General features: G+C 58.8%; 20 protein-coding genes and 2 pseudogenes. 19 read left to right on the top strand and 3 right to left on the bottom strand.

Annotated features, from left to right (window positions below):
* The first annotated feature begins 131 nt into the window (after positions 1-131).
* From SADFL11_RS09900 to SADFL11_RS09860, 8 genes are all read left to right on the top strand, one after another.
* Positions 132-1,244 carry a glycoside hydrolase domain-containing protein gene (locus SADFL11_RS09900; protein WP_008195411.1) on the top strand — a complete coding sequence of 371 codons (1,113 nt, stop codon included), beginning with the start codon at positions 132-134 and terminating at the stop codon, positions 1,242-1,244.
* A 574-nt stretch (positions 1,245-1,818) separates the two neighbouring features.
* Positions 1,819-2,388, top strand: coding sequence for a head-tail connector protein (locus tag SADFL11_RS09890; protein WP_008192962.1), 570 nt, complete (start codon positions 1,819-1,821; stop codon positions 2,386-2,388).
* A complete protein-coding gene (locus SADFL11_RS09885; protein ID WP_008189676.1) occupies positions 2,385-2,705 on the top strand; it encodes a head-tail adaptor protein in 321 nt (106 codons plus the stop codon). Before SADFL11_RS09890 ends, SADFL11_RS09885 begins: the two co-directional genes overlap by 4 nt.
* Positions 2,702-3,118 carry a DUF3168 domain-containing protein gene (locus SADFL11_RS09880; RefSeq protein WP_008194662.1) on the top strand — a complete coding sequence of 139 codons (417 nt, stop codon included), beginning with the start codon at positions 2,702-2,704 and terminating at the stop codon, positions 3,116-3,118. The genes SADFL11_RS09885 and SADFL11_RS09880 overlap by 4 nt, the downstream gene beginning before the upstream one ends.
* A gap of 25 nt (positions 3,119-3,143) precedes the next feature.
* The gene (locus SADFL11_RS09875; protein ID WP_008196314.1) at positions 3,144-3,557 is read left to right on the top strand and encodes a phage major tail protein, TP901-1 family; all 414 of its coding nucleotides are present in this window, start codon (positions 3,144-3,146) and stop codon (positions 3,555-3,557) included.
* Positions 3,558-3,581: 24 nt separating this feature from the next.
* Positions 3,582-3,929, top strand: coding sequence for a gene transfer agent family protein (locus tag SADFL11_RS09870; RefSeq protein ID WP_008191120.1), 348 nt, complete (start codon positions 3,582-3,584; stop codon positions 3,927-3,929).
* The gene (locus tag SADFL11_RS09865) at positions 3,929-4,159 is read left to right on the top strand and encodes a phage tail assembly chaperone (protein WP_008189012.1); all 231 of its coding nucleotides are present in this window, start codon (positions 3,929-3,931) and stop codon (positions 4,157-4,159) included. Before SADFL11_RS09870 ends, SADFL11_RS09865 begins: the two co-directional genes overlap by 1 nt.
* Complete coding sequence (locus tag SADFL11_RS09860; protein WP_040451741.1) at positions 4,146-4,679, top strand: phage tail tape measure protein; 534 nt, start codon at positions 4,146-4,148, stop codon at positions 4,677-4,679. The genes SADFL11_RS09865 and SADFL11_RS09860 overlap by 14 nt, the downstream gene beginning before the upstream one ends.
* 22 nt (positions 4,680-4,701) lie before the next feature.
* Here SADFL11_RS09860 and SADFL11_RS09855 read toward each other — a convergent pair whose 3' ends face one another.
* On the bottom strand, positions 4,702-4,956 hold the full coding sequence (locus tag SADFL11_RS09855; RefSeq protein WP_040451743.1) for an HP1242/YdcH family protein: 255 nt from the start codon (positions 4,954-4,956) through the stop codon (positions 4,702-4,704).
* A gap of 98 nt (positions 4,957-5,054) precedes the next feature.
* Here SADFL11_RS09855 and SADFL11_RS09850 point away from each other — a divergent pair, with 98 nt between their 5' ends.
* The 9 genes and pseudogenes from SADFL11_RS09850 (at position 5,055) to SADFL11_RS09810 (ending at position 14,136) form a co-directional block, all read left to right on the top strand.
* A complete protein-coding gene (locus tag SADFL11_RS09850) occupies positions 5,055-5,690 on the top strand; it encodes a DUF2460 domain-containing protein (protein WP_008196030.1) in 636 nt (211 codons plus the stop codon).
* Positions 5,691-5,964: 274 nt separating this feature from the next.
* Positions 5,965-6,882, top strand: a pseudogene (locus tag SADFL11_RS25585) (DUF2163 domain-containing protein).
* The gene (locus tag SADFL11_RS09840; protein ID WP_050776084.1) at positions 6,860-7,336 is read left to right on the top strand and encodes a C40 family peptidase; all 477 of its coding nucleotides are present in this window, start codon (positions 6,860-6,862) and stop codon (positions 7,334-7,336) included. Before SADFL11_RS25585 ends, SADFL11_RS09840 begins: the two are co-directional and overlap by 23 nt.
* Positions 7,336-10,443, top strand: a pseudogene (locus tag SADFL11_RS09835) (baseplate multidomain protein megatron); the annotation flags it as partial. The gene SADFL11_RS09840 and the pseudogene SADFL11_RS09835, both read left to right, overlap by 1 nt.
* A 44-nt stretch (positions 10,444-10,487) precedes the next feature.
* Positions 10,488-11,222 carry a GTA baseplate fiber-binding domain-containing protein gene (locus SADFL11_RS09830; protein ID WP_456114971.1) on the top strand — a complete coding sequence of 245 codons (735 nt, stop codon included), beginning with the start codon at positions 10,488-10,490 and terminating at the stop codon, positions 11,220-11,222.
* The gene (locus SADFL11_RS09825) at positions 11,215-11,940 is read left to right on the top strand and encodes a DUF2793 domain-containing protein (protein ID WP_008194851.1); all 726 of its coding nucleotides are present in this window, start codon (positions 11,215-11,217) and stop codon (positions 11,938-11,940) included. Before SADFL11_RS09830 ends, SADFL11_RS09825 begins: the two co-directional genes overlap by 8 nt.
* Before the next feature lie 60 nt (positions 11,941-12,000).
* The gene (locus SADFL11_RS09820) at positions 12,001-12,891 is read left to right on the top strand and encodes a glycoside hydrolase family protein (RefSeq protein ID WP_008192277.1); all 891 of its coding nucleotides are present in this window, start codon (positions 12,001-12,003) and stop codon (positions 12,889-12,891) included.
* A gap of 150 nt (positions 12,892-13,041) precedes the next feature.
* Positions 13,042-13,422 carry a VOC family protein gene (locus tag SADFL11_RS09815; protein ID WP_008191221.1) on the top strand — a complete coding sequence of 127 codons (381 nt, stop codon included), beginning with the start codon at positions 13,042-13,044 and terminating at the stop codon, positions 13,420-13,422.
* Positions 13,423-13,434: 12 nt separating this feature from the next.
* The gene (locus SADFL11_RS09810) at positions 13,435-14,136 is read left to right on the top strand and encodes a helix-turn-helix transcriptional regulator (protein ID WP_008194425.1); all 702 of its coding nucleotides are present in this window, start codon (positions 13,435-13,437) and stop codon (positions 14,134-14,136) included.
* A gap of 14 nt (positions 14,137-14,150) precedes the next feature.
* Here the strand turns inward: SADFL11_RS09810 and SADFL11_RS09805 are convergent, their stop codons facing one another.
* A complete protein-coding gene (locus tag SADFL11_RS09805) occupies positions 14,151-15,176 on the bottom strand; it encodes a LacI family DNA-binding transcriptional regulator (RefSeq protein WP_008192008.1) in 1,026 nt (341 codons plus the stop codon).
* Positions 15,177-15,262: 86 nt separating this feature from the next.
* Between SADFL11_RS09805 and SADFL11_RS09800 the strand changes: the two genes are divergently transcribed.
* Positions 15,263-16,441, top strand: a complete 1,179-nt coding sequence (locus SADFL11_RS09800) for a phytanoyl-CoA dioxygenase family protein (protein ID WP_008196389.1) — start codon at positions 15,263-15,265, stop codon at positions 16,439-16,441.
* A gap of 20 nt (positions 16,442-16,461) precedes the next feature.
* Here SADFL11_RS09800 and SADFL11_RS09795 read toward each other — a convergent pair whose 3' ends face one another.
* Positions 16,462-17,259, bottom strand: coding sequence for a DUF1194 domain-containing protein (locus tag SADFL11_RS09795; protein ID WP_008190586.1), 798 nt, complete (start codon positions 17,257-17,259; stop codon positions 16,462-16,464).
* A gap of 66 nt (positions 17,260-17,325) precedes the next feature.
* Here SADFL11_RS09795 and SADFL11_RS09790 point away from each other — a divergent pair, with 66 nt between their 5' ends.
* Complete coding sequence (locus SADFL11_RS09790) at positions 17,326-18,855, top strand: glycoside hydrolase family protein (protein ID WP_040453169.1); 1,530 nt, start codon at positions 17,326-17,328, stop codon at positions 18,853-18,855.
* The last annotated feature ends 1 nt before the right edge of the window (position 18,856 follow it).

Here is an 18,856-nt window from a genome sequence, read left to right as displayed (position 1 = left end):
CCAAGTTAGACATTGCATTACTCGTATACTGACGGAAATTCCAACATGTGAACTCTCGTGAAAAATAGGGTATGTTTCAACCTTTATTCGTTGGGAACAAGTTCACGCAATTGAAAATAGGATGAATTTTTATGAATATCGGGCGACGAGAATTCATGTTCGGGTTAAGCGCTTCAGTTCTATTGGGAAGCAAAATACCTGCGACAGGCTCGGAAAACTCCAACATTCACATCGTTGACTTAGCCAACGGCTTTTACCAAGATCGCGGCAAGACTCCCAATCCAAAAGAAATTGATAATAGGCACCTTCCAAACCATCCAGACCTATGCACCGTTGATGACGTACGTTTCTTGGAAAACTTACAATCCAAAGGTGTCGATACAATAATTAGGTACTATTCTGACGAAAACAATGCAGGTATAACTTGCAAAAATCTCACCGTTCGTGAGCGCGATTTGCTTCAAGATTTTGGATTTGCAATTTGTATGGTTTATCAATTCGAAGGCAGAAAACGCGGCCGTTACAGAGCTAGCACCGCCAAAAGAGATGCGAAATTTATTCTCCAGAGAGCGACCGAAGTGTTAAATCAGCCCGAAGGCTCTGCCGTATACATCGGGGTTGATGAAGACGCAGACAAGAACCCAGAGAAAGATGTTTTAGATTATTTTCGAATTTTGAATGATGAGGTCCAGGGCAGATTTGACATTGGTATATATGCCCCAGGCAGTCGCTGCAAAGCGGTCAGGGACAATGGCCTAGCCAAGTATTTTTGGGTCCCAGAAGCGCCAGCTTGGGACGGAACCACAGAGTTTATGAACTCTGGTAGCTGGACAATGTATCAAAACAAAACAGAGATGCAAAGAAGCGCCCTTGCAGTCGCAGATGCACGTGACATAAAGCTCGACACTGACCTTATGAATCCGCTGGCAGGCAACACAATTGGTGCTTTCAATAAAGACGGATCGATTAAAACCTATGCCAAGTCAAAAATTGAAATGGTTGCAGCAAAGCGTTTTTGGGTAACAGCCGGAACAGCTAATTTAAGAGAGACCCCCAATGGGAAGCCGATTGGACATATGTGCGTAGCAAGAATGGTTCACGTACTAGGATATCAAGGAAATTGGGCCAAAGTTGATATTGATGAAGATGGAATTGCTGAGGGTTACATTCATAAGAAGCTGCTGCAGCCGCTTTCGAAAAAGCCTTCATATTTTCGTTCTGGATGCAAGCCAATACAGCTATAAACTAGCATCGTTGTTTTAGCATTAAGTTGAGCCATGCTTTATGGCCGCTTTGTCCGGCACAACCGCCATTAATGCAAAGTATTGCGAACGTCCGCTGTTATTGTTTGTAAATTGAATAGAACAATAGGGGATCGGTTTCTGCGGCTGTTTTTTCACCAGTAGCCGTCTAAACTCTGCCTCAACAGCGGCCTTAGTGTCTTCCTGGCCACGGCTGATCGCGGCCTTTCCATTCACAAACCAATACCAATGTCAGCCGCCGTTCTCCGGGTATAAGCGCGCTGAGATGCCGGGCAGCGCGTCCGTTTTTGCGGTCCCGTCGTTGTCCCGATCCGGCCAAGTCTTTTGCCATGTGATGTCGATTGTGCCGGTTTCCTACTCGAAAACGGTGCCGAAACCATTGCAACAAGGTGCGGCGGGCGCGCAAAATTCTTAAGACATTTCAATGCCCGAACTTGTGCTTTTTCGCGAGGTGCGGCGGAGAAATAGCGAAATAAAACAATAAACTAACTTGTACTCCCCAGACTGGCGCCGCACTCCTTTGGACCTGCGGCGCCTTCTTTTTTGGGAAACACCCATGACATCGATCCGTTTGAATGATCCGGCCACCGAACCGGTGGCAGTCGAGGAAATGCGCGCGCATCTCAGGCTGAGTGGCAGCGAAGAGGACAGCAGCCTTTCAGGCTTTCTCAAGGCCGCGCGGACGCATATTGAACAAGCCACCCGGCGCGCTCTGATTTCCCAATCCTGGCGACTTTATCTGAATGGCTGGCCGGTTGGCCGCATTGTCCGGTTGCCCGTGTCACCGGTGCAGTCCGTTGATCAGATCACGGTCTATGATCGCGACGGCAATGCGTCCCAGCTTGGGCCTTCTGATTGGCAGCTCGACCGCTCTGCTCAGCCTGAACGGGTAAAAATCAAGCTTGGGGCCGGGCTTCCCGCCTCCGACATGATGGCAGCGGAAATTGACTTTACAGCCGGATATGGCGTGTCGGCGGCCGATGTTCCTGAAAATTTCCGGCAGGCGGTTCGCCTTCTGGCCGGGCATTGGTTCGAACACCGGGAGGCAGGAACGGACCTCGCGATTACCAGTCTGCCCCAAGGGCTCGACCGGCTGTTATCGACTGTCCGGGTGCCGCTCTTATGAGGGCCGGGGCTTACCGTGTGCCGGTTGTCCTGCAGCGGCCGCTGGAGACGCGGTCCGCTTCGGGGGAGATCACGACAACCTATGAAGCTGCCGGATCTGTCTTTGCCGCGCTTCGCCTGAAAAGCCAGAGCGAGCGTTTTGCGGAGAGCCGGACGGCAAGTTCCAAAACCTGGGAGATCCGCTTGCGGCCCTTTCCCGGATTTTCTGGCGGCTGGCGGGTCCTTTCCGGTACCCGCGTTTTCCGGGTTTTGTCGGTCTGCGATCCAACAGGCCGGAGACGGGAACTTCTGTGTGAGGCAGAGGAGGAAACCACATGAGCCTTTCTTGCGTTCAAACGGCGCTCCGGGCCGGGTTGTTTTCTCTGCTTAAAGCTGATGGCGTCCTGTCCGGTTTGCTCGGGCCGGACCGTATTTTTGAAACACCGCCGCGCGCGGATGCCTTTCCGTATCTTGTTCTTGAAAGCATGGAGACCCGGCCGCTGCTCACAGAGATCGGCGAGGGTATGGTGCATTCACTGGCCTTAAGCGTGTTCTCCCGCAAGCTCAGCCGCGATGAGGCTGCCCAAGCTGCAGGCCGTGCGGCTGAGGTCTTGATGACAGGGCCGGTATCTTTGACCGGAAACAGGCTTGTGAACCTCACCATAACGAGCGTGCTCAGCCGCAAGCTGCGCGGCGGACGGGGATATCGGGCATCGAGTTCTTTAAGGGCGGTCACCGAGCCGCTTACCTGAGATTACCATCTGACAGGAGAACGCCATGGGCGCACAGCGCGGACGCGATCTACTCTTGAAACTGGATGCTGCATCGAACGGCACGTTCGTCACCGTGGCGGGCCTTCGGGCGCGGCAGGTGGCGCTGAATGCCACTACTGTCGACATCACCACATCCGACAGCGCGGGCCGCTGGCGCGAGCTTCTGGAAGGGGCTGGCACACGAGCGGCAAGCCTGTCCGGTTCTGGCCTATTCCGGGATGCGCAAAGTGACACCGCCGTTCGCCAGCTCTTTTTCGACGGGGCGATCCGGCCCTGGCAGGTTATCGTTCCGGATTTCGGAACGCTGGAGGGCCAGTTTCAAATCACCAGCCTGGAATACGCGGGCCGTCATGACGGCGAGATGACATTCGAGTTGGCTCTCTCCTCAGCAGGGCAGGTGAGCTTTACCGCCGTCTGAGGAATGCAATTCGGGGAGGGAATAATGCCAAACAGGTTCCGCGGAGAGATTTCCGCTCAACTCGATGGCCGGACATGGACGCTGGTTCTGACGCTTGGCGCGCTGGCCGAGCTGGAAGCGGCCTATGAGTGCAAGAGCCTTGCTACTCTGCTGCAGCGGTTTTCGCCGGACAGCTTGTCTGCATCCGACATGATCGTTTTGTTGGGGGCTGGCTTGAGAGGGGCGGGCCACGATGTCACGAATGATCAGGTGGCAATGATGCAGGCGGCAGGCGGTGTTGCCGGATTTGCAGCGATCACCGCTGACCTCCTGACGGCTGCCTTTGGTGTCACCTCTACGGAAGACGACGAACTGCTGGCGGAAGTATCTTAATGCTGCCCTGGGCGGATCTCTTGCGGATAACTGCAACGCGCTGGGCTTGGACACCGTCTGAGTTCTGGATGGCAACGCCGCGGGAACTTGAGGCTGTTTTGGGTCTTGGCCACCCGGCGGATGACCTCAAACGATCCGAATTGGAGCAGCTGATCAGAACCAATCCGGACACGGAAACGTGCGGCCGTGCCGACGACCACAAGCAAAGGAGACCTCATGACAGATCGTGACATGGAACTTGATGTCCCGCTGGCGGATCTCGAGGAGTTCCGGACGAAGATGAGGGAGATCGACCGCAGTGCCCAAAACATTTCCCGCAGTCTTGTGGGCGGTCTCAAGTCGGCCCTTGTGGATGGCAAATCGCTTGAAAGCGTCTTCAAGAAGATCGCGCTGTCCGCGTCATCCCGGGTGCTGAACTCAGCGCTCGCGCCTCTGGAAAAGGCAGCAGGCAGCCTCTTCGACACAATTATCCCATTTGCCAAGGGCGGGGTCGTGGGCGCTCCGGCGCTGTTCAATATGGGAAATGGTGTGTCCGGCTTGATGGGCGAAGCCGGTCCGGAGGCGATTTTGCCACTTGCCAGAGGGGCGGATGGGCACCTGGGGGTCAGGTCCGCGGAGGGCGGCCGGTCCCCCATGCCGGCAGTACAGATAAATGTGACTGCGCAGGATGCCGAAAGTTTCCGGCGGTCAGAAGCTCAGGTCTCGGCGATGGTGGCCCGCGCCGTCGGACGGGGACGACGCGGGCTCTAACACCGGCCTGAAAAGGAGGGGCTCAGGAACCGGCGTTTGCCGCAGCCGCAAGCATGGCGGCAATCTGGTCTTTCAGGTGAAGACGCTTCTTCTTCAGGTCTTCAAGAACTTCATCGGATGCAGGTGTCACATCGGTTTCGATGCGGTGCACTTCGCGGTTGATGGTGTGATACTCTTCGGCCAGACGGGCGAAATGGGCATCGGTGGTCTTCAATGTGTGGAGCGCGTCTGCCGCGTCCGGGAATTCTTCATGCAGTTCGTGAGGAACGTGACTCATTCTATTTTGCCTCCTTTAGAGGCCCCCAAGGTGCCGCCGCCAGTTTCCAAACACCTTGAGACAGATCAATCAAAGTCCAATTTGCGACGGAGATTTTCATGGACGCCTTTCTGAATGAGAGTTTTCCGGGAAGTATCGCCTTTGGAGCACTCGGTGGACCCGAGCGGCGGACCGAAATTGTTCCGCTGGCGACCGGCTACGAGACCCGCAATGCGCGCTGGGCTGACAGCCGCCGCCGTTATGATGCGGCAACCGGAGTCCGGTCGCTTGAAGACTTGAGGGCTGTGCTCGCGTTGTTTGAGAAAGCGTGCGGCCGGCTTTACGGCTTCCGCCTGCGCGATCCTTTTGATCATGCGAGTTCAATGGCGGGCAACCCGCCTCAGCCCGTGGACCAATCACTGGGGGACGGAGACGGCAGCACGGTCCGGTTTCCGCTAATCAAGACCTACGGGAGCGGTGATCTGGCCTATCGCCGGGCCATCCGATTGCCGGTGGCAAGCAGTGTGCGGGTAGCCGTGGCCGGAGCAGAACAGACCGCCGGGACAGACTTTGAGGTCGATTCGTCGACGGGAGACATCGTGTTTTCCGCCGCGCCGTCCGTAGGGAATTCCGTCACAGCCGGTTTCCTGTTCGACGTTCCTGTCCGGTTCGACACCGACCGCCTGGACCTCAGTCTGACCCATTTTGAAGCCGGCGACATTCCCTCGATCCCTTTGGTCGAGATCCGGATGTGAGTGCCCGCACAGTTTTGCCCGATCCTATTATCCGTCAGGAGTAGGTGATCTTGTTGGTAAATATCCTGATGATTTGGTGCGGTCTAGAAAAATTTCGGCTGCGGAACCGTAGTGGTTCCGTAGAATTTAAAACGTATACTTGTGTATTTATTTGATTTTATTTGAATTCAACATGAAAATAAATTGTGAAGTCTATATTAATCAGTGTGAACATGTGGTTTAGTTCGAGAAATACTTGTTGTTTCAAGCGCATTAGTTGCGTTTGCTCCACAAAATGATCAACGGTAGTCACGGATCTGACATGAAAACTCTGCCACAGAATCTGGCCGCGCATCTTGCGGGCCGGATCACCACTCTTGCGACCTGCTGGATCGTTACGCGCGCAGATGGCGTCCGGCTCGGGTTTACCGATCACGACCGGGCCTTGAGCGTGGAAGGGGTTGTTTGCCAACCGCAAAATGGCCTTTCACCATCGGCGATGATCGATGGGCCAGAGTTTGCCACCGGGGGCGGGGATGTCTCCGGAACGCTGGAAAGCTCGGCGCTTTTGGAGACGGATCTGGAAGCCGGACTTTGGGACAATGCGGACGTTCGGGTCTTTCTGGTCAACTGGCAGGCGTCATAGGATCATGTTCTGCTGAGGCGCGCCCGCATCGGCGAGGTTGGCCGTGCAGGGTCGGTGTTCCGGGCGGAGCTCCGGGGACTGGCGCATCTGCTGGAAAGCCGGCAGGGGCGGGTGTTCGCCCGGATCTGCGATGCGGATCTTGGCGACAGCCGGTGCAAGGTCGATATGACCAACCCGGCCTATCAGGCAACGGCCACGGTGACAGTTGCCCAACGCGAATGGCTTCGCATCACCGGGCTGGAGGTCTATGCAAATGGCTGGTTCAGCCGGGGCCGGGTCAAGGTCCTGACCGGGCCGCTTGCCGGATTTGCATCGGAGGTTGCCAGTCACCGGCAGGAAGGTGCCGTGTCTGTTTTGTCCCTGTTTCAGCCTGCCCCCGAAGCGCTTTCGCCCGGAACGGAAATCGAGGTCCGTGCGGGTTGTTCCAAGGACCTGGAAACCTGCCGGGCGAAATTTTCCAATCATCTGAACTATCAGGGATTTCCTCATATGCCCGGGAGCGATTTCGCCTTGTCCCATCCAAGCCGGAACACGGGGCTCAACGATGGCAGTGCCCGTGTCGAGTGACCGGGACGAAACGCGCAGGAAGGCGGTGCTCGCTGAGGCGCGCCGCTGGATCGGCACGCCCTACCGCCATCAGTCAAGTTGCCGGGGGGCGGGCAGCGATTGTCTGGGTCTCCTGCGCGGCATCTGGCGCGCGCTTCATGGGGACGAGCCACAGGCGATGCCGCCCTATTCGGCGGACTGGGCGGAGACCGGCGGGCGCGAAACGCTGCTTGAGGCCGGACGGCGCTGGCTTTTGGAGATCGCGCTGGAGGCAGCAAAGCCCGGCGACGTTCTTGTGTTCCGCTGGCGGGACGGCATGCCGGCCAAACATGTCGGCATCCTGAGTGCACCGCTTCAAGCCGCCCCCCGTCTCATCCATGCCTATGAGCGGGTGGGGGTGATCGAAAGCCCGCTGGTGCCAAGCTGGCAACGGCGGATCGCAGCAAGTTTCACTTTCCCGGAGGTACATGACTAATGGCAACGCTCGTGCTTGCAGCTGCCGGAAAGGCCGCCGGGGCCGCCTTTGGTCTGGGCGGATTTGGCGGGGTGATCGGCAAGGCGGCAGGCTCGCTTGCCGGGAATCTGATCGACCAGTCTCTGTTCGGCGGAGGGGCCTCACGGGACATTGAAGGCAGCCGCCTGGCGGATCTGTCCGTGCAATCGTCCAGCGAGGGTGCTTCCATCCCGAAGGTTTATGGCCGGGTGCGCCTTGCAGGGCAGCTGATCTGGGCGACCAACTTTGAGGAAGTTGTCACCACGGAAGAGCAGGGCGGCAAGGCGGGCGGGAGCCGCAGCACCGCGACCGTCACCACCTACAGTTATTTTGCCAATTTCGCCGTGGGCCTGAGCGAAGGAAAAATCGCCCGGGTCGGCCGGATCTGGGCGGACGGCAAGGAGCTGGACACACGGCAAATCACCTTCCGGGTCTATTACGGGTCGGATGATCAGATGCCCGATCCGCTGATTGCCGCACTTCAGGACACGGCGCCCGCCTACCGGGGCACGGCCTATGTCGTCTTTGAACGGCTGGATCTGGAGCCCTTCGGCAACCGCTTGCCGCAATTGAGTTTTGAGGTGATCCGCCCGGTCGAGCCGCTGGAAACCCAGGTCCGGGCGATCACGATCATTCCAGGCGCGGGGGAATTTGCGTATGCGCCGGGTGTGGTGTCCGAGGTGCTGGGTCCCGGCGAACAACGGCCCATCAACCGCCATATGGTCGCGAGCACCTCTGACTGGGCCGAGTCCATCGAGGAACTGCTGGCGCTGTGCCCCAATCTCAAGCGCGTTGCGCTGGTTGTCGCCTGGTTCGGGGATGATCTGCGCGCCGGGACGTGCACTATCCGGCCGAAGGTGGAAGCCAATGGCACGGTCACAGTCGGCGATGTCTGGCGTGTTGCAGGTCTTGAACGGGACGAGGCCGACGAGGTGTCACGCATAGACGGACGGCCTGCCTATGGCGGCACGCCGTCCGACAGCAGCGTGATTGCGGCCATTCAGGATCTGAAGGCGCACGGTCTGGAGGTCCTGCTTTATCCGTTCATCATGATGGACGTGCCACCGGGCAACGGTTTGCCGGACCCTTATGGTAGCGCCGAGCAGGCACCTTACCCATGGCGGGGACGCATCGTTCAGGTGGGCCCGGTTGCGGCGGATGTTGCAAGTTTCGTCGGGACGGCCTCGGCGGCGCATTTTTCCGTCAGCAGCGGCACTGTCACCTATTCCGGGCCGGATGAATGGTCGTTCCGCCGGCATATCCTGCATTGCGCGGCGCTCGCCAAGGCGGCAGGCGGGGTGGAAAGCGTTCTGGTCGGTACGGAAATGCGTGGCCTGTCGCGCGCGCATGCCGGTGGCGGCAGTTATCCGTTTGCGGATCAGCTGCGCTTGCTTGCGTCAGATGTCCGGGCGCTTGTCGGCAGCGACGTCAAAATCTCCTATGCGGCGGACTGGTCCGAATATGGCGCGCATCAGGTCTCTGATACCGAACTGCGCTTTCCGCTCGATACGGTCTGGGCGTCGCCGGAGATCGACTATATCGGCATCGACAACTATCTGCCCTTGAGTGATCTGCGCGACGACGGCGATCCGGACGGTGGCTTCAGCGGCTATGACCTCGCGAACCTGCGCGGCGGCATCAAGGGCGGGGAATATTACGACTGGTACTATGCCAGCAGCGCGGACCGGGCCACAGGCACCCGCACCGCCATCACGGACGGGGCCTACAACAAGGCCTGGGTCTACCGCACAAAGGACATCTGGAGCTTTTGGCAAAATCTGCATTACGAGCGGGTTGGCGGAGTTGAGGACGCGGCCCCGACCGGCTGGGTGCCGCAATCCAAGCCTGTCCGGTTCACCGAGCTTGGCTTTCCGGCCATCGACCGGAGCGCCAACCAGCCGAATGTTTTCGTCGACCCGAAGTCATCGGAAAGTGCGTTTCCGTACTTTTCGCGCGGCTTTCGCGATGATGTCAGCCAGCGCCGGGCGCTCGAAGCCTCGCTCAGCTGGTGGTCGAACAGCCATCCGGAATTTGATGCGGGCGACAATCCCGTGTCTCAAGTCTATGGCGGGCCGATGGTGGATCCGGACGGGATCTATCTCTGGACCTGGGACGCGCGCCCGTTTCCGGCCTTTCCGATGTTCTCCAAGGTCTGGGCCGATGGGGGCAACTGGCGGCTCGGGCACTGGTTGTCGGGCCGGCTCGGCGGCATCTCCATTCAAGGCCTGTGCAAGGCGATGCTCGCCGACTACGGGATCTCGGACGAGGATGTAAAGGTCTTCGGTCTTGCGGGTGGTCTCGATGGATACACCTTGAGCGGCCCTGTCAGCGCCCGCGATGTACTGGAGCCCGTGCTGACAGCGTTCTCAGGTCAAGCCTCGGACCGGGGCACGCATATCGAGCTTTCGACGGTTCTGCCGGAAGCGGTGACCTCCCTTGACGCGGACGGCCTTGCCGATCCGGGGGCGGAGGACAGTCTGCTTTCGCGGACACGGGCACAGGCGAGCGAACTCTCCGCTGAAGTCCGCTTCGGGGCAGATGATCCGGTCAGCGATTTCCGCCGCCGGGTCTCCGCCTCCCGCAGACTGGAGGGCGGCAGCCGCCAGGTGGAAACGCAGATCCTGCCGGCATGCTCCATGCCCGAACCCTTGAGCATAGCGGCAGACCGTCGTCTTCACCGGATCTGGTCGGAACGCGAAAGGCTGTCGTTTGCCGTTGGTCCTGACCGGATTGATCTGGAGCCGGGCGACGTCATTGCCTTGAGCGGCACGCCGGCCGCCACATTTGACCCGCCGCTCACCGTGCGCGTGACCTCCATTGAAGATACCGGGATCCGCCGGATCGAGGCGGTTCGGATGACGGCGGAGCTGTCCCCGGCAGCAGGCGGTCCGGATGCCCCCGGCGGCGGCTACCAGAATTCCGACTTGAGCCCGCCTTATGTCGTGTTTCTGGACTTGCCAAAACTCACGGCCAGCGATCCTGACGATGCCGTGCGCCTTGCGGCCTACTCCAAACCCTGGCCGGGCGGACTGACGGTGATGCGTAGCGCCTCGGAGGCCGGTTTTGCAGCTGTGATGAGCATTCCCGCGCCTGCAAGTATCGGAACCCTGGCCGCGCCGTTGGCACCGGGCCGATGTGGGTGTTTGACCGCGCAAACACTCTGGAGGTCACGCTCCTTGACGGCCAGCTGCAAAGCCGGAGCGAGAGGCAAGTCCTGGCGGGTGCGAACGCGATGGCCGTGCGCTGTCAGTCCGGAGGCTGGGAGATCCTGCAATTTGCCACCGCCGAGCTGACCGGGCCGAAGACCTACAGGCTCAGCTTTTTATTGCGGGGGCAACGGGGGACGGAAGCCGATATGGTGACCGGGGCTGCTTTGGGTGCCGATTTGGTGCTGCTCGCAGAAGACAGGACACCGCTGGTGCCAATCTCCAGCGATCAATCCGGCCTCATCCTCAACTACCGCTTCGTGCCGGAGGGGCGGGCACTAGGCGATTCGGCTGCGGTGGCAGTGAGCCACGCGAGCGCGCAGCGCGCCGCCAGGCCCTTGGCCCCGGTTCACCTCAAGGCCCGGCGGACAGGGGCGGGGATTGTGCTCACCTGGATCCGCCAGACGCGGGGCAGCGGGCTCAGCTGGGAGCAGTCCGAAGTGCCGCTCGGCGAGGAATTTGAATCCTACGCGATCGACATCCTGACAGAGCAGGGGGCGGTTCTGTGCACGCTGACCTCCGGCAGCCCGACCGTCCTTTATCCAAACGCCGAGGAACTTGCCGACTTTGGCGGAACGCTCGGTGAAATCCATTTTGCCGTTGCCCAGCTCTCCCAACGCACCGGGCGCGGTTATGAGCGAAAGGCTGTCCGTCATGTCTGAGACCTTACGTCTTGCCCTCCCGCTTCTGGCGGCCGCCCAGGCTCAGAAGCATGTCACCCACAATGAAGCGCTCCTGACGCTCGATGCCCTCAGCCATCCGGTGGTGCAGTCCCGTGATCTGACTGCGCCGCCTGCCGCCAATGAGGGGGACCTCTTTCTTGTAGCCCCGGGCGCCACGGGAGACTGGGCGGGCCGGGACGGGGAGCTGGCCGAGTGGCGCAATGGGGCCTGGGCGTTTCATGCGCCCTTTGACGGACTCACCATCCATGTGCTGACGGAGGCGCTGGACCTGAAGTTCCTCGCCGGGACTTGGCGGGAGATGGATGGTCCGCTCTCCGAAACGCGCATTCTGGCGCGCGGTGGCTTCGGGGCGCGAAGCGAACACCGGGTGATCGAGGCAGAGCTGTCCGCGCTGTCCGGGGCCTTTGCCGAGACGAGCCTGATCATCCCGAGTCGGGCAGTTGTCTTTTGCGTCTCCACCCGCACAGTGACCGCAGTCACCGGGGCATCGTCCTACGACTGCGGATTATCAGGCGAGTCGTCCAAGTTCGGCGGGTCCTTAGGGATTGCTGCGGGCAGCAGCAATCTTGGCGTTATCGGACCAACGGCGTTTTACGCCGATACCGCTGTCCGGCTTACGGCGAACGGCGGCGGTTTTTCCGGCGGAACTGTGCGGCTTGCCGTGCACTGCTTCTTTCCCGTTGCGCCTGTAGCGTGAGCGATCACAGCAAACACATCACCGCGTCTTTGACTTGAACATCCAATCCGGGAGAAACGCATGAAAGTCAGCGATCAGGGGCTCGCCTTTCTGGCGGCACATGAGGGCTATGTTTCGCGGGGGTATCTGGATCCCGCCGGTGTGGTCACCATTGGATATGGCTTCACCATGCGCAGCCGGATCTTTGCCGGGTGGTGGCGCAAGCGTCATGGCCGCGGGCTAGCGGTCGGGGACAGGATCTCGCGTGATCAGGCCAACAAGCTGCTGCTGACACTTCTGGACGAGGAATATGCACCGCCCGTGCGACAAGATCTTCCCGGCCTGCCGCAAACCCAGTTCGATGCCTGTGTCTCGGTGGTCTACAATCTCGGCAGCCGGGCGCTCTCCTGGCGCTGGGCGCAGCAATTGAAAATGGGCAAGGTCTCTGAGGCCGCCCGCCTTCTGGCGCAAACGGGCCTGACGGCCGGCGGTCAGCGGTTGAAGGGACTGGTCAAACGCCGGACGGCGGAAGCCCGGCTCCTGGAACACGGCGACTATGGTCTTTCGGCTGCCGCAGCACCGCCAGCCCCCGGCAGCGATATCATGGAGCTGCAGCGCTCCTTGAAAATGCTCGGCTTTGATCCGGGGCCAATCGACGGGTTTTTTGGGGCTCAGACCAAGGCAGCGGTCAAAGACTTTCAAAAGGCGTATCCGCCTCTTGCCGTTGATGGCATCCCCGGGCCTGCGACGCGTTCTGCTTTGGCACGATCCATTTCCCTTCGAAACGGCACCGGCCTTGTCGGTATCCTGACACTTCTCACCGGCAGCGGGCTACTTCTGGAAGATCTGTCCGGAGCCCTAGCGGCTTTGATTCTGACCGGTATCCCCAGTCTCAGCGCCATTCTAGTGTGGCTCTGGCAACGCCGCGGCGCGATTTTTCTATGGCTCAAGGAAAACCTGAGCAGTCTTTGAAGATGCTCTAAGCGATTTTTGACAACCTCAGCGATTTTCGGGTCGTGGTCTTCCATGAGATGAGCAAAAATTCCTGAAACCTCCTGACAGGAAGCTGTCAGGAGGGGGCTGATAGGGTGCTTCCTGTAAACGCAATTCAGGAGCATTCCGATGACTTTCAAACCGCAACATTTCAATGTCTGGATGGAAATTCCCGTTTCTGATCTGGACAAGGCGATTGTCTTCTACAACAACGTCTTCCAGACAGAATTGAACCTTGTCACTGATATGGGGCCAAATCCCTTTGCCATGTTCCCGACCAGCGAAGAAAACGGAGTTGCAGGGCATCTTTACCCGGGCAAGCCGGCTGACAAGGGCACAGGTCCGACCATCCACATTGCCTGCCCGGACACTTTGGAAGAAACCATGGAGCGGTTTGCCAAGGCGGGCGGCGAGGTCATTTCCGATCCGATCCCGATTCCGGCAGGCCGGTTTGCCTACGGCATTGATCCGGACGGCAATTCCATCGGCATGTTCGCCGTCAACAGCTAAGGCGGCAACCGCATGAGACGCGCTGACCGCCTGTTTCAGATTGTTCAGTATCTGCGCGGCGGCCGCCTTGTTCGGGCGCGTCAGCTGTCCGAATGGCTGGAAGTCTCAGAGCGGACCATCTACCGCGATATCGCCGATCTTCAGGCCTCGGGCGTGCCCATCGAGGGCGCGGCCGGGGTCGGTTATATTTTGCGTGATGGCTATGATCTGCCACCTCTCATGTTCACCCGCGACGAAATTGTAGCGCTTTTGGCCGGAGCCCGGATCATCCGGGCCTGGGGCGGGGCAGCCATGGCCCGCGCCGCCGAGGAGGCCATGGTCAAGATCGACGCTGTCATCCCGGAGCGGATGCGCGTGCGCCAGAACGAGATCGAAATCCACGCCTTTGCCCCGGAAATGACCGAGGACGTCCGCGCCTTGATCGATTTTCTGGAGCTTGCCGCAGACAACCGCAAGCGCCTGTCGATTTCCTATTCGGACGCCAAGGGGCAGACCTCGGACCGTGTGCTCCGCCCGCTGGGACTGTGGTTTTGGGGCAAGGTCTGGACGCTTGTGGCCTGGTGCGAATTGCGCAATGATTTCCGAATGTTCCGGCTGGACCGCATGGCGGACGTAAAGGACACCGGCGAAAAGTTCCGGCCGGAGCCGGGCACGACCCTCAAAGACTTTTATCGCCTCATGGAAGCGGAAGGCCACGGCAAACCGGATACTTAGAAACAAGGCGTTGCTTACGCATAATCTGCCGGCAGGTTCATCGGGGTGACAATCTGGATATCACTTTCCAGCTGGGACGGCGCCTCCGCGAGCCCGTGGAAGGCGAGACACTGCCGGAACGCCGCCCGCATGTCGCATTTCAGATCATGATAGAGCACGACTGACAGTCTGCTTTGAGCCAGCAGTTCTAGATTGTCCTCGTCCAAATCATGGGCGATGAAAGTGGACGGTTGGATGCCCATGTCGCCCAAAGCGGTAAGGATTGCCCGGTTTCCTCCGCCCATGGAATACACGCCATCAATCCTTCTTTGGGTGACCACCTGCTCTGCTACTTCCTTTCCAGTCGCCGGATTGTGTCCGCCACCGCCGCTGGCATCCAGCAGCTGAATTGAGGGGCGTAATGCGCGCAGCTGCTTGCTGAACCCTTCGTAGCGGTGTTCTTCTCCCTGGAAACTGTGCTGGCTCAGTGTGGTAAGCACAGCTTCTGCGTCGTCCGGAAGCCAGTTGTGCATGAGATAGGCGGCGGTTTGTCCGGCCCGGATGTTGTTCAGGCCGGCATAGGCCAGACGCCTGGATCCAGGATTGTCAGTGAAGACGGTGACTACCGGAATACCTCTATCCGTCAGGGCGTTGATCGCGGCACGAACGAGACCGGTGTCACGGGCTTTCAGGCACACACCCTGACTTCCCCGACGGCCGATCCGTTCCAGTTCCAAAGCGCAATCTTGCGGGCTCAGGGTTTCGAACACATGAAACCTCGGGCGCAGTGCGATGGGTTTGAATTCGCTCAGAACCGCCTCGCTTGCCATTTGGATTTCTCGGCTGAACCGTTTGGGGGCCTCGACAAGTACGTCGATAAACACCCGCCGGCCCCGGGCTGCCAGTTGACCCTCCTGCCGGATCAGCTCCTCGACGGCATCTTCTACTCGGCGTCGCGTCTGGGGACTGACATGGGCCCGGTTGTTCAGGACACGATCCACGGTCGCGGTGCTCAAACCGGACTGAAGTGCAATCTCCTTCACTGGAAAGCGATGTGTCATTTGATGGATTCTTGATGGATAATTGGTCCGTTCGCAAGTCCGTTGACTGGTAAGCTCATCAAAAGATCCAGAAGAGGGAGGACGCAATGGATCAGCAGATAACCCCCACCGGTTACTTCGATGAGACAAGCTGTGATTTGGACGCCTTCGTCGCGTTAACCGGCCGCCAGCTGGATATGGCCGACGTTCCACATGCGGATCGTGTTTTGAAGAATGTTCCCGTCTATCGGATCAATGACCTTCAAAATACACTTCAGGGTGAGAGCACCCGGCGCCGGCTCATGGCGGAGTGGGCGGCAGTGCTCAAGGATCTGTCCGGTGTTCTTGTTCTGGAAGGGGCTTTCCCCGACACGGGGCCGATTGACCGGGCAACAGACGTTTACAATCAGATCATTGCGGAGGAAAAAGCGCAGAGTGGTGGAGGTGCCGACCATTTTGCTGCCGCTGGATCGAATGACCGGATTTGGAACTCGCTGCAAAAACTGTGTCTGGCTGCTCCGGATGTCTTTGCGGACTATTTTGCAAATTACGCGATTGATACGGTTTGTGAAGCCTGGCTCGGCCCGAACTATCAAATGACGGCACAGGTCAATCTGGTCCGTCCTGGTGGCTCTGCGCAACAAGCCCACCGGGATTTCCATCTCGGATTTCAGACCGCCGCCGAGTGTGCACGCTATCCGGCTCATGTGCATGACCTCTCACCGGTCATGACGCTGCAGGGGGCTGTCGCGCATACCGACATGCCGGTCGAGAGTGGACCGACGAAACTTCTACCGTTTTCGCAGCTTTATGGGCCTGGATACGCAGCTTACCGCTTGGATGCGTTTAAGGATTACTTCGAAGACGCCCATATTCAGCTCCCCCTGTCGAAGGGGGACGCGGTGTTTTTCAACCCGGCACTGTTTCATGCTGCTGGGGCCAATACGAGTTCAAACATCCACCGCATGGCAAATCTTCTGCAAATCTCCTCCGCGTTTGGCCGGGCCATGGAAAGCGTAGACCGGATTGCTATGTGCTGCGCGTTATATCCGGTGCTGCTCGACAAAGTTCTGTCTTGGGTGGCTGAAATACGGGCGTTGGAAGCAACGGTTTCTGCCTGTGCGGAGGGGTATTCGTTTCCCTCCAACCTCGATCGTGATCCGCCCGTAGGCGGGCTCGCACCAGAAACCCAGAAACAATTGATGTTGCGGGCATTGGAAGAAAAATGGTCCGGCAGCAAATTCGAGAACGCGCTGATCGAACAAGCAGGACGCCGCCAAGCATAGCTGTGGTGTGAGGTCTTGACCTAATCAGCCGACGCCAGACCATTGCCGATGATCTCGCGGATGAGCTTGCGTTTCATCGCCTCGGCATAGTCATCATACGTGCCGGCGACTTCAACAAATGCACCGGGGCCGCGGATCACCTCGGCATAGTAGTAGTCGACCGGCACTGAATCCGGTCCGGCGACCACCAGACCGTTGACTGTGACACCATCGAAATCGAACGCCTTGTAGGCGCTGTCCGGGCCGAACCCGTCATTGTTGATGCCATCACCTGCGACATCAATGACCTTCCGGCGGCAATGGGCTGGCGCGCGTTTCATCAAAACAGCCGCGTGCCCAAGAGCATAGCCGAGGGCGGTCGGAAACTCCGTGTAGCCGCGGCCGGCTTGCCGGAGAGTGTTGGAAGCGGCAGACGCGGTGGCGCCGTTATTGATAAACCGCCAGCTCAGTTGCTCGACCTGTTGATAGCGGCCGCTCCACTCGAAAGCGGTGACATATATTCCGCCGACCACTTCGATGGCGTTGACCACATCCGGGTCTAAAAACGCATCTGCGAGGCCATTGATCTGGAGTTGATGCTCCCGGGCGTCGACACTGGCGGAACTGTCCATCGCCAACACCAGCGCCACGGAACAGGCCTGCGCCGCGCTGCCAGCTGCCATTTGCATCACGCCTGCGAGGCCGCAAACAATCCCGGCCTTTAGGACCGCTTTCAAACGGTGGCGCGTCTGTCCGCGAGGCGATGCGTTTTTGCGATGAAGTTGATCCATGACCAGGGTAACTGGTTTTCCTGTCTCAAAGAACAAGCATTGTTTCATGTTGCGTTGCAAAATAAAATCCGGCTACACTTGAAGAAATCAAAACAGCCGGGGTACGCTCGGGGCATGTATGCATCCCATGGTTTCTTGAGATCCGACATCGGCGATGTCGATGTGGTCTATCACGACGGCCTATTTCATCTTTTTCATCTCGTTCTGCCCAATCACGACTTCATTGCACATGCCGTGAGCCTGGACGGGATGACCTGGCGGCGTGTGAAAAATGCGCTGTTCGTCGGGGAACCGGGCGATTGGGACGATGACATGCTGTGGACCATGCATGTGACGCCGGATCCCGAACGGCCCGGCAGCTGGCGGATGTTCTACACAGGTCTGGCGCGGTCCGAATACGGCCGGGTGCAGCGTGTTGGCCTTGCCCGATCCAAGGACCTCTATCATTGGGAACGGTCGACATCAAAAACCTACCCGATTGAGGTGCCCGGTCCGCATTACGAGAGCTCGATTGACGAGGGACGGCAATGGGTCAGCTTCCGCGATCCATTCTATTTTCAGGACCCTGAAACAAGAGAGCGGCTGCTTCTTGCTTCGGCCCGGATCAAGGACGGGCCGATCATCCGCCGGGGCTGTGTTTCGCTCGCCGTTGAGGAAGCGCCCGATCAATTCGTTTTTGAAGCACCGCTTCACTGTCCCGGTTTGTATGATGATGTGGAGGTGCCAAACCTCTTCAAGCTGGACGGCCGGTATTACCTCATGGGCTCGATCCGTGAGGACACCAAAATCCACTATTGGTATTCCGATCAACTCCGCGGGCCGTATGAAAACTTCTTCGACAATGTCTTGATGCCGTCGGGAAACTATGCGGGGCGTATTTGCAAAAACGGTGGCGATTTGCTGCTGTTCAACTTCTTCTCAAAAACGGAAGTTGTCTATGGCCGGGAGAGCGTCAAGAAGCTGCTGCCGCCGCCGAAGGAGCTTGTAACTGATGCCGCGGGCCGGTTGAAAGCGAAGTCTTTTTCAGGCTTCAACGATCTGGTGACGCGCAGCGAGAGCGTCACCGCCTCCTACCAGTGCAAGATGCTTTATGCCAATCCGTATGCTACAGTCGTTGATCGCGAAGACGGGCTGCATCTGTCCTGCAAGAGCGGGTATGAAGCTTTTCTGATGCCCGGCCTCCACCAGGATTTCCGATTGCGGGCCGAGTTGACGCTTGAAGGTGTGGGCAAGACCGGGCTTGTCTTGCGCGTCAGTGAGGAGGGGGACGGGTATTACCTGTCGCTGGATCTCGTGAACGGCATTGCACAAATGCGTGCCTGGGGCGCCAACCCGACACCGGAATTCGAGCACGCCTTCCGCTATGCGCCGCTGCAAGAAGCGCATTTTCGTGGCAATGCGCATGGGCCATGGCAGGTCGAGGTGGTCGCCCACGGAATGTATATCGAGTTTTCCGTCGACGGGTATGTGGTGCTGTCGCTGGTGGACGACAGTTTTGCCGAAGGCGGCGTTGGATTCTATACCGAGAGCGCCGCCGTTTGCCTCAGTCATTTGACAATTGAGACCTTGAGCCGTCCGGTGACCGAAGCCACCGCAGAGCAGGTTTACACCGCCACCTATCTAGCTCCCGAAGAGGAAACCTGAG

The organism is Roseibium alexandrii DFL-11 (assembly GCF_000158095.2).
Lineage (GTDB): Bacteria > Pseudomonadota > Alphaproteobacteria > Rhizobiales > Stappiaceae > Roseibium > Roseibium alexandrii.
This window is presented reverse-complemented; position numbering and strand designations above follow the sequence as displayed.

Bases quoted from the DNA above. Each gene is read 5' to 3' on its own strand.
- SADFL11_RS09850 (WP_008196030.1), top strand. From the start codon at position 5,055: ATGGACGCCTTTCTGAATGAGAGTTTTCCGGGAAGTATCGCCTTTGGA.
- SADFL11_RS09890 (WP_008192962.1), top strand. From the start codon at position 1,819: ATGACATCGATCCGTTTGAATGATCCGGCCACCGAACCGGTGGCAGTC.
- SADFL11_RS09820 (WP_008192277.1), top strand. From the start codon at position 12,001: ATGAAAGTCAGCGATCAGGGGCTCGCCTTTCTGGCGGCACATGAGGGC.
- SADFL11_RS09900 (WP_008195411.1), top strand. From the start codon at position 132: ATGAATATCGGGCGACGAGAATTCATGTTCGGGTTAAGCGCTTCAGTT.
- SADFL11_RS09885 (WP_008189676.1), top strand. From the start codon at position 2,385: ATGAGGGCCGGGGCTTACCGTGTGCCGGTTGTCCTGCAGCGGCCGCTG.
- SADFL11_RS09805 (WP_008192008.1), bottom strand. From the start codon at position 15,176: ATGACACATCGCTTTCCAGTGAAGGAGATTGCACTTCAGTCCGGTTTG.
- SADFL11_RS09855 (WP_040451743.1), bottom strand. From the start codon at position 4,956: ATGAGTCACGTTCCTCACGAACTGCATGAAGAATTCCCGGACGCGGCA.
- SADFL11_RS09870 (WP_008191120.1), top strand. From the start codon at position 3,582: ATGCCAAACAGGTTCCGCGGAGAGATTTCCGCTCAACTCGATGGCCGG.
- SADFL11_RS09800 (WP_008196389.1), top strand. From the start codon at position 15,263: ATGGATCAGCAGATAACCCCCACCGGTTACTTCGATGAGACAAGCTGT.
- SADFL11_RS09815 (WP_008191221.1), top strand. From the start codon at position 13,042: ATGACTTTCAAACCGCAACATTTCAATGTCTGGATGGAAATTCCCGTT.
- SADFL11_RS09880 (WP_008194662.1), top strand. From the start codon at position 2,702: ATGAGCCTTTCTTGCGTTCAAACGGCGCTCCGGGCCGGGTTGTTTTCT.
- SADFL11_RS09860 (WP_040451741.1), top strand. From the start codon at position 4,146: ATGACAGATCGTGACATGGAACTTGATGTCCCGCTGGCGGATCTCGAG.
- SADFL11_RS09810 (WP_008194425.1), top strand. From the start codon at position 13,435: ATGAGACGCGCTGACCGCCTGTTTCAGATTGTTCAGTATCTGCGCGGC.
- SADFL11_RS09830 (WP_456114971.1), top strand. From the start codon at position 10,488: ATGTGGGTGTTTGACCGCGCAAACACTCTGGAGGTCACGCTCCTTGAC.
- SADFL11_RS09865 (WP_008189012.1), top strand. From the start codon at position 3,929: ATGCTGCCCTGGGCGGATCTCTTGCGGATAACTGCAACGCGCTGGGCT.
- SADFL11_RS09875 (WP_008196314.1), top strand. From the start codon at position 3,144: ATGGGCGCACAGCGCGGACGCGATCTACTCTTGAAACTGGATGCTGCA.
- SADFL11_RS09840 (WP_050776084.1), top strand. From the start codon at position 6,860: ATGGCAGTGCCCGTGTCGAGTGACCGGGACGAAACGCGCAGGAAGGCG.
- SADFL11_RS09790 (WP_040453169.1), top strand. From the start codon at position 17,326: ATGTATGCATCCCATGGTTTCTTGAGATCCGACATCGGCGATGTCGAT.
- SADFL11_RS09825 (WP_008194851.1), top strand. From the start codon at position 11,215: ATGTCTGAGACCTTACGTCTTGCCCTCCCGCTTCTGGCGGCCGCCCAG.
- SADFL11_RS09795 (WP_008190586.1), bottom strand. From the start codon at position 17,259: ATGAAACAATGCTTGTTCTTTGAGACAGGAAAACCAGTTACCCTGGTC.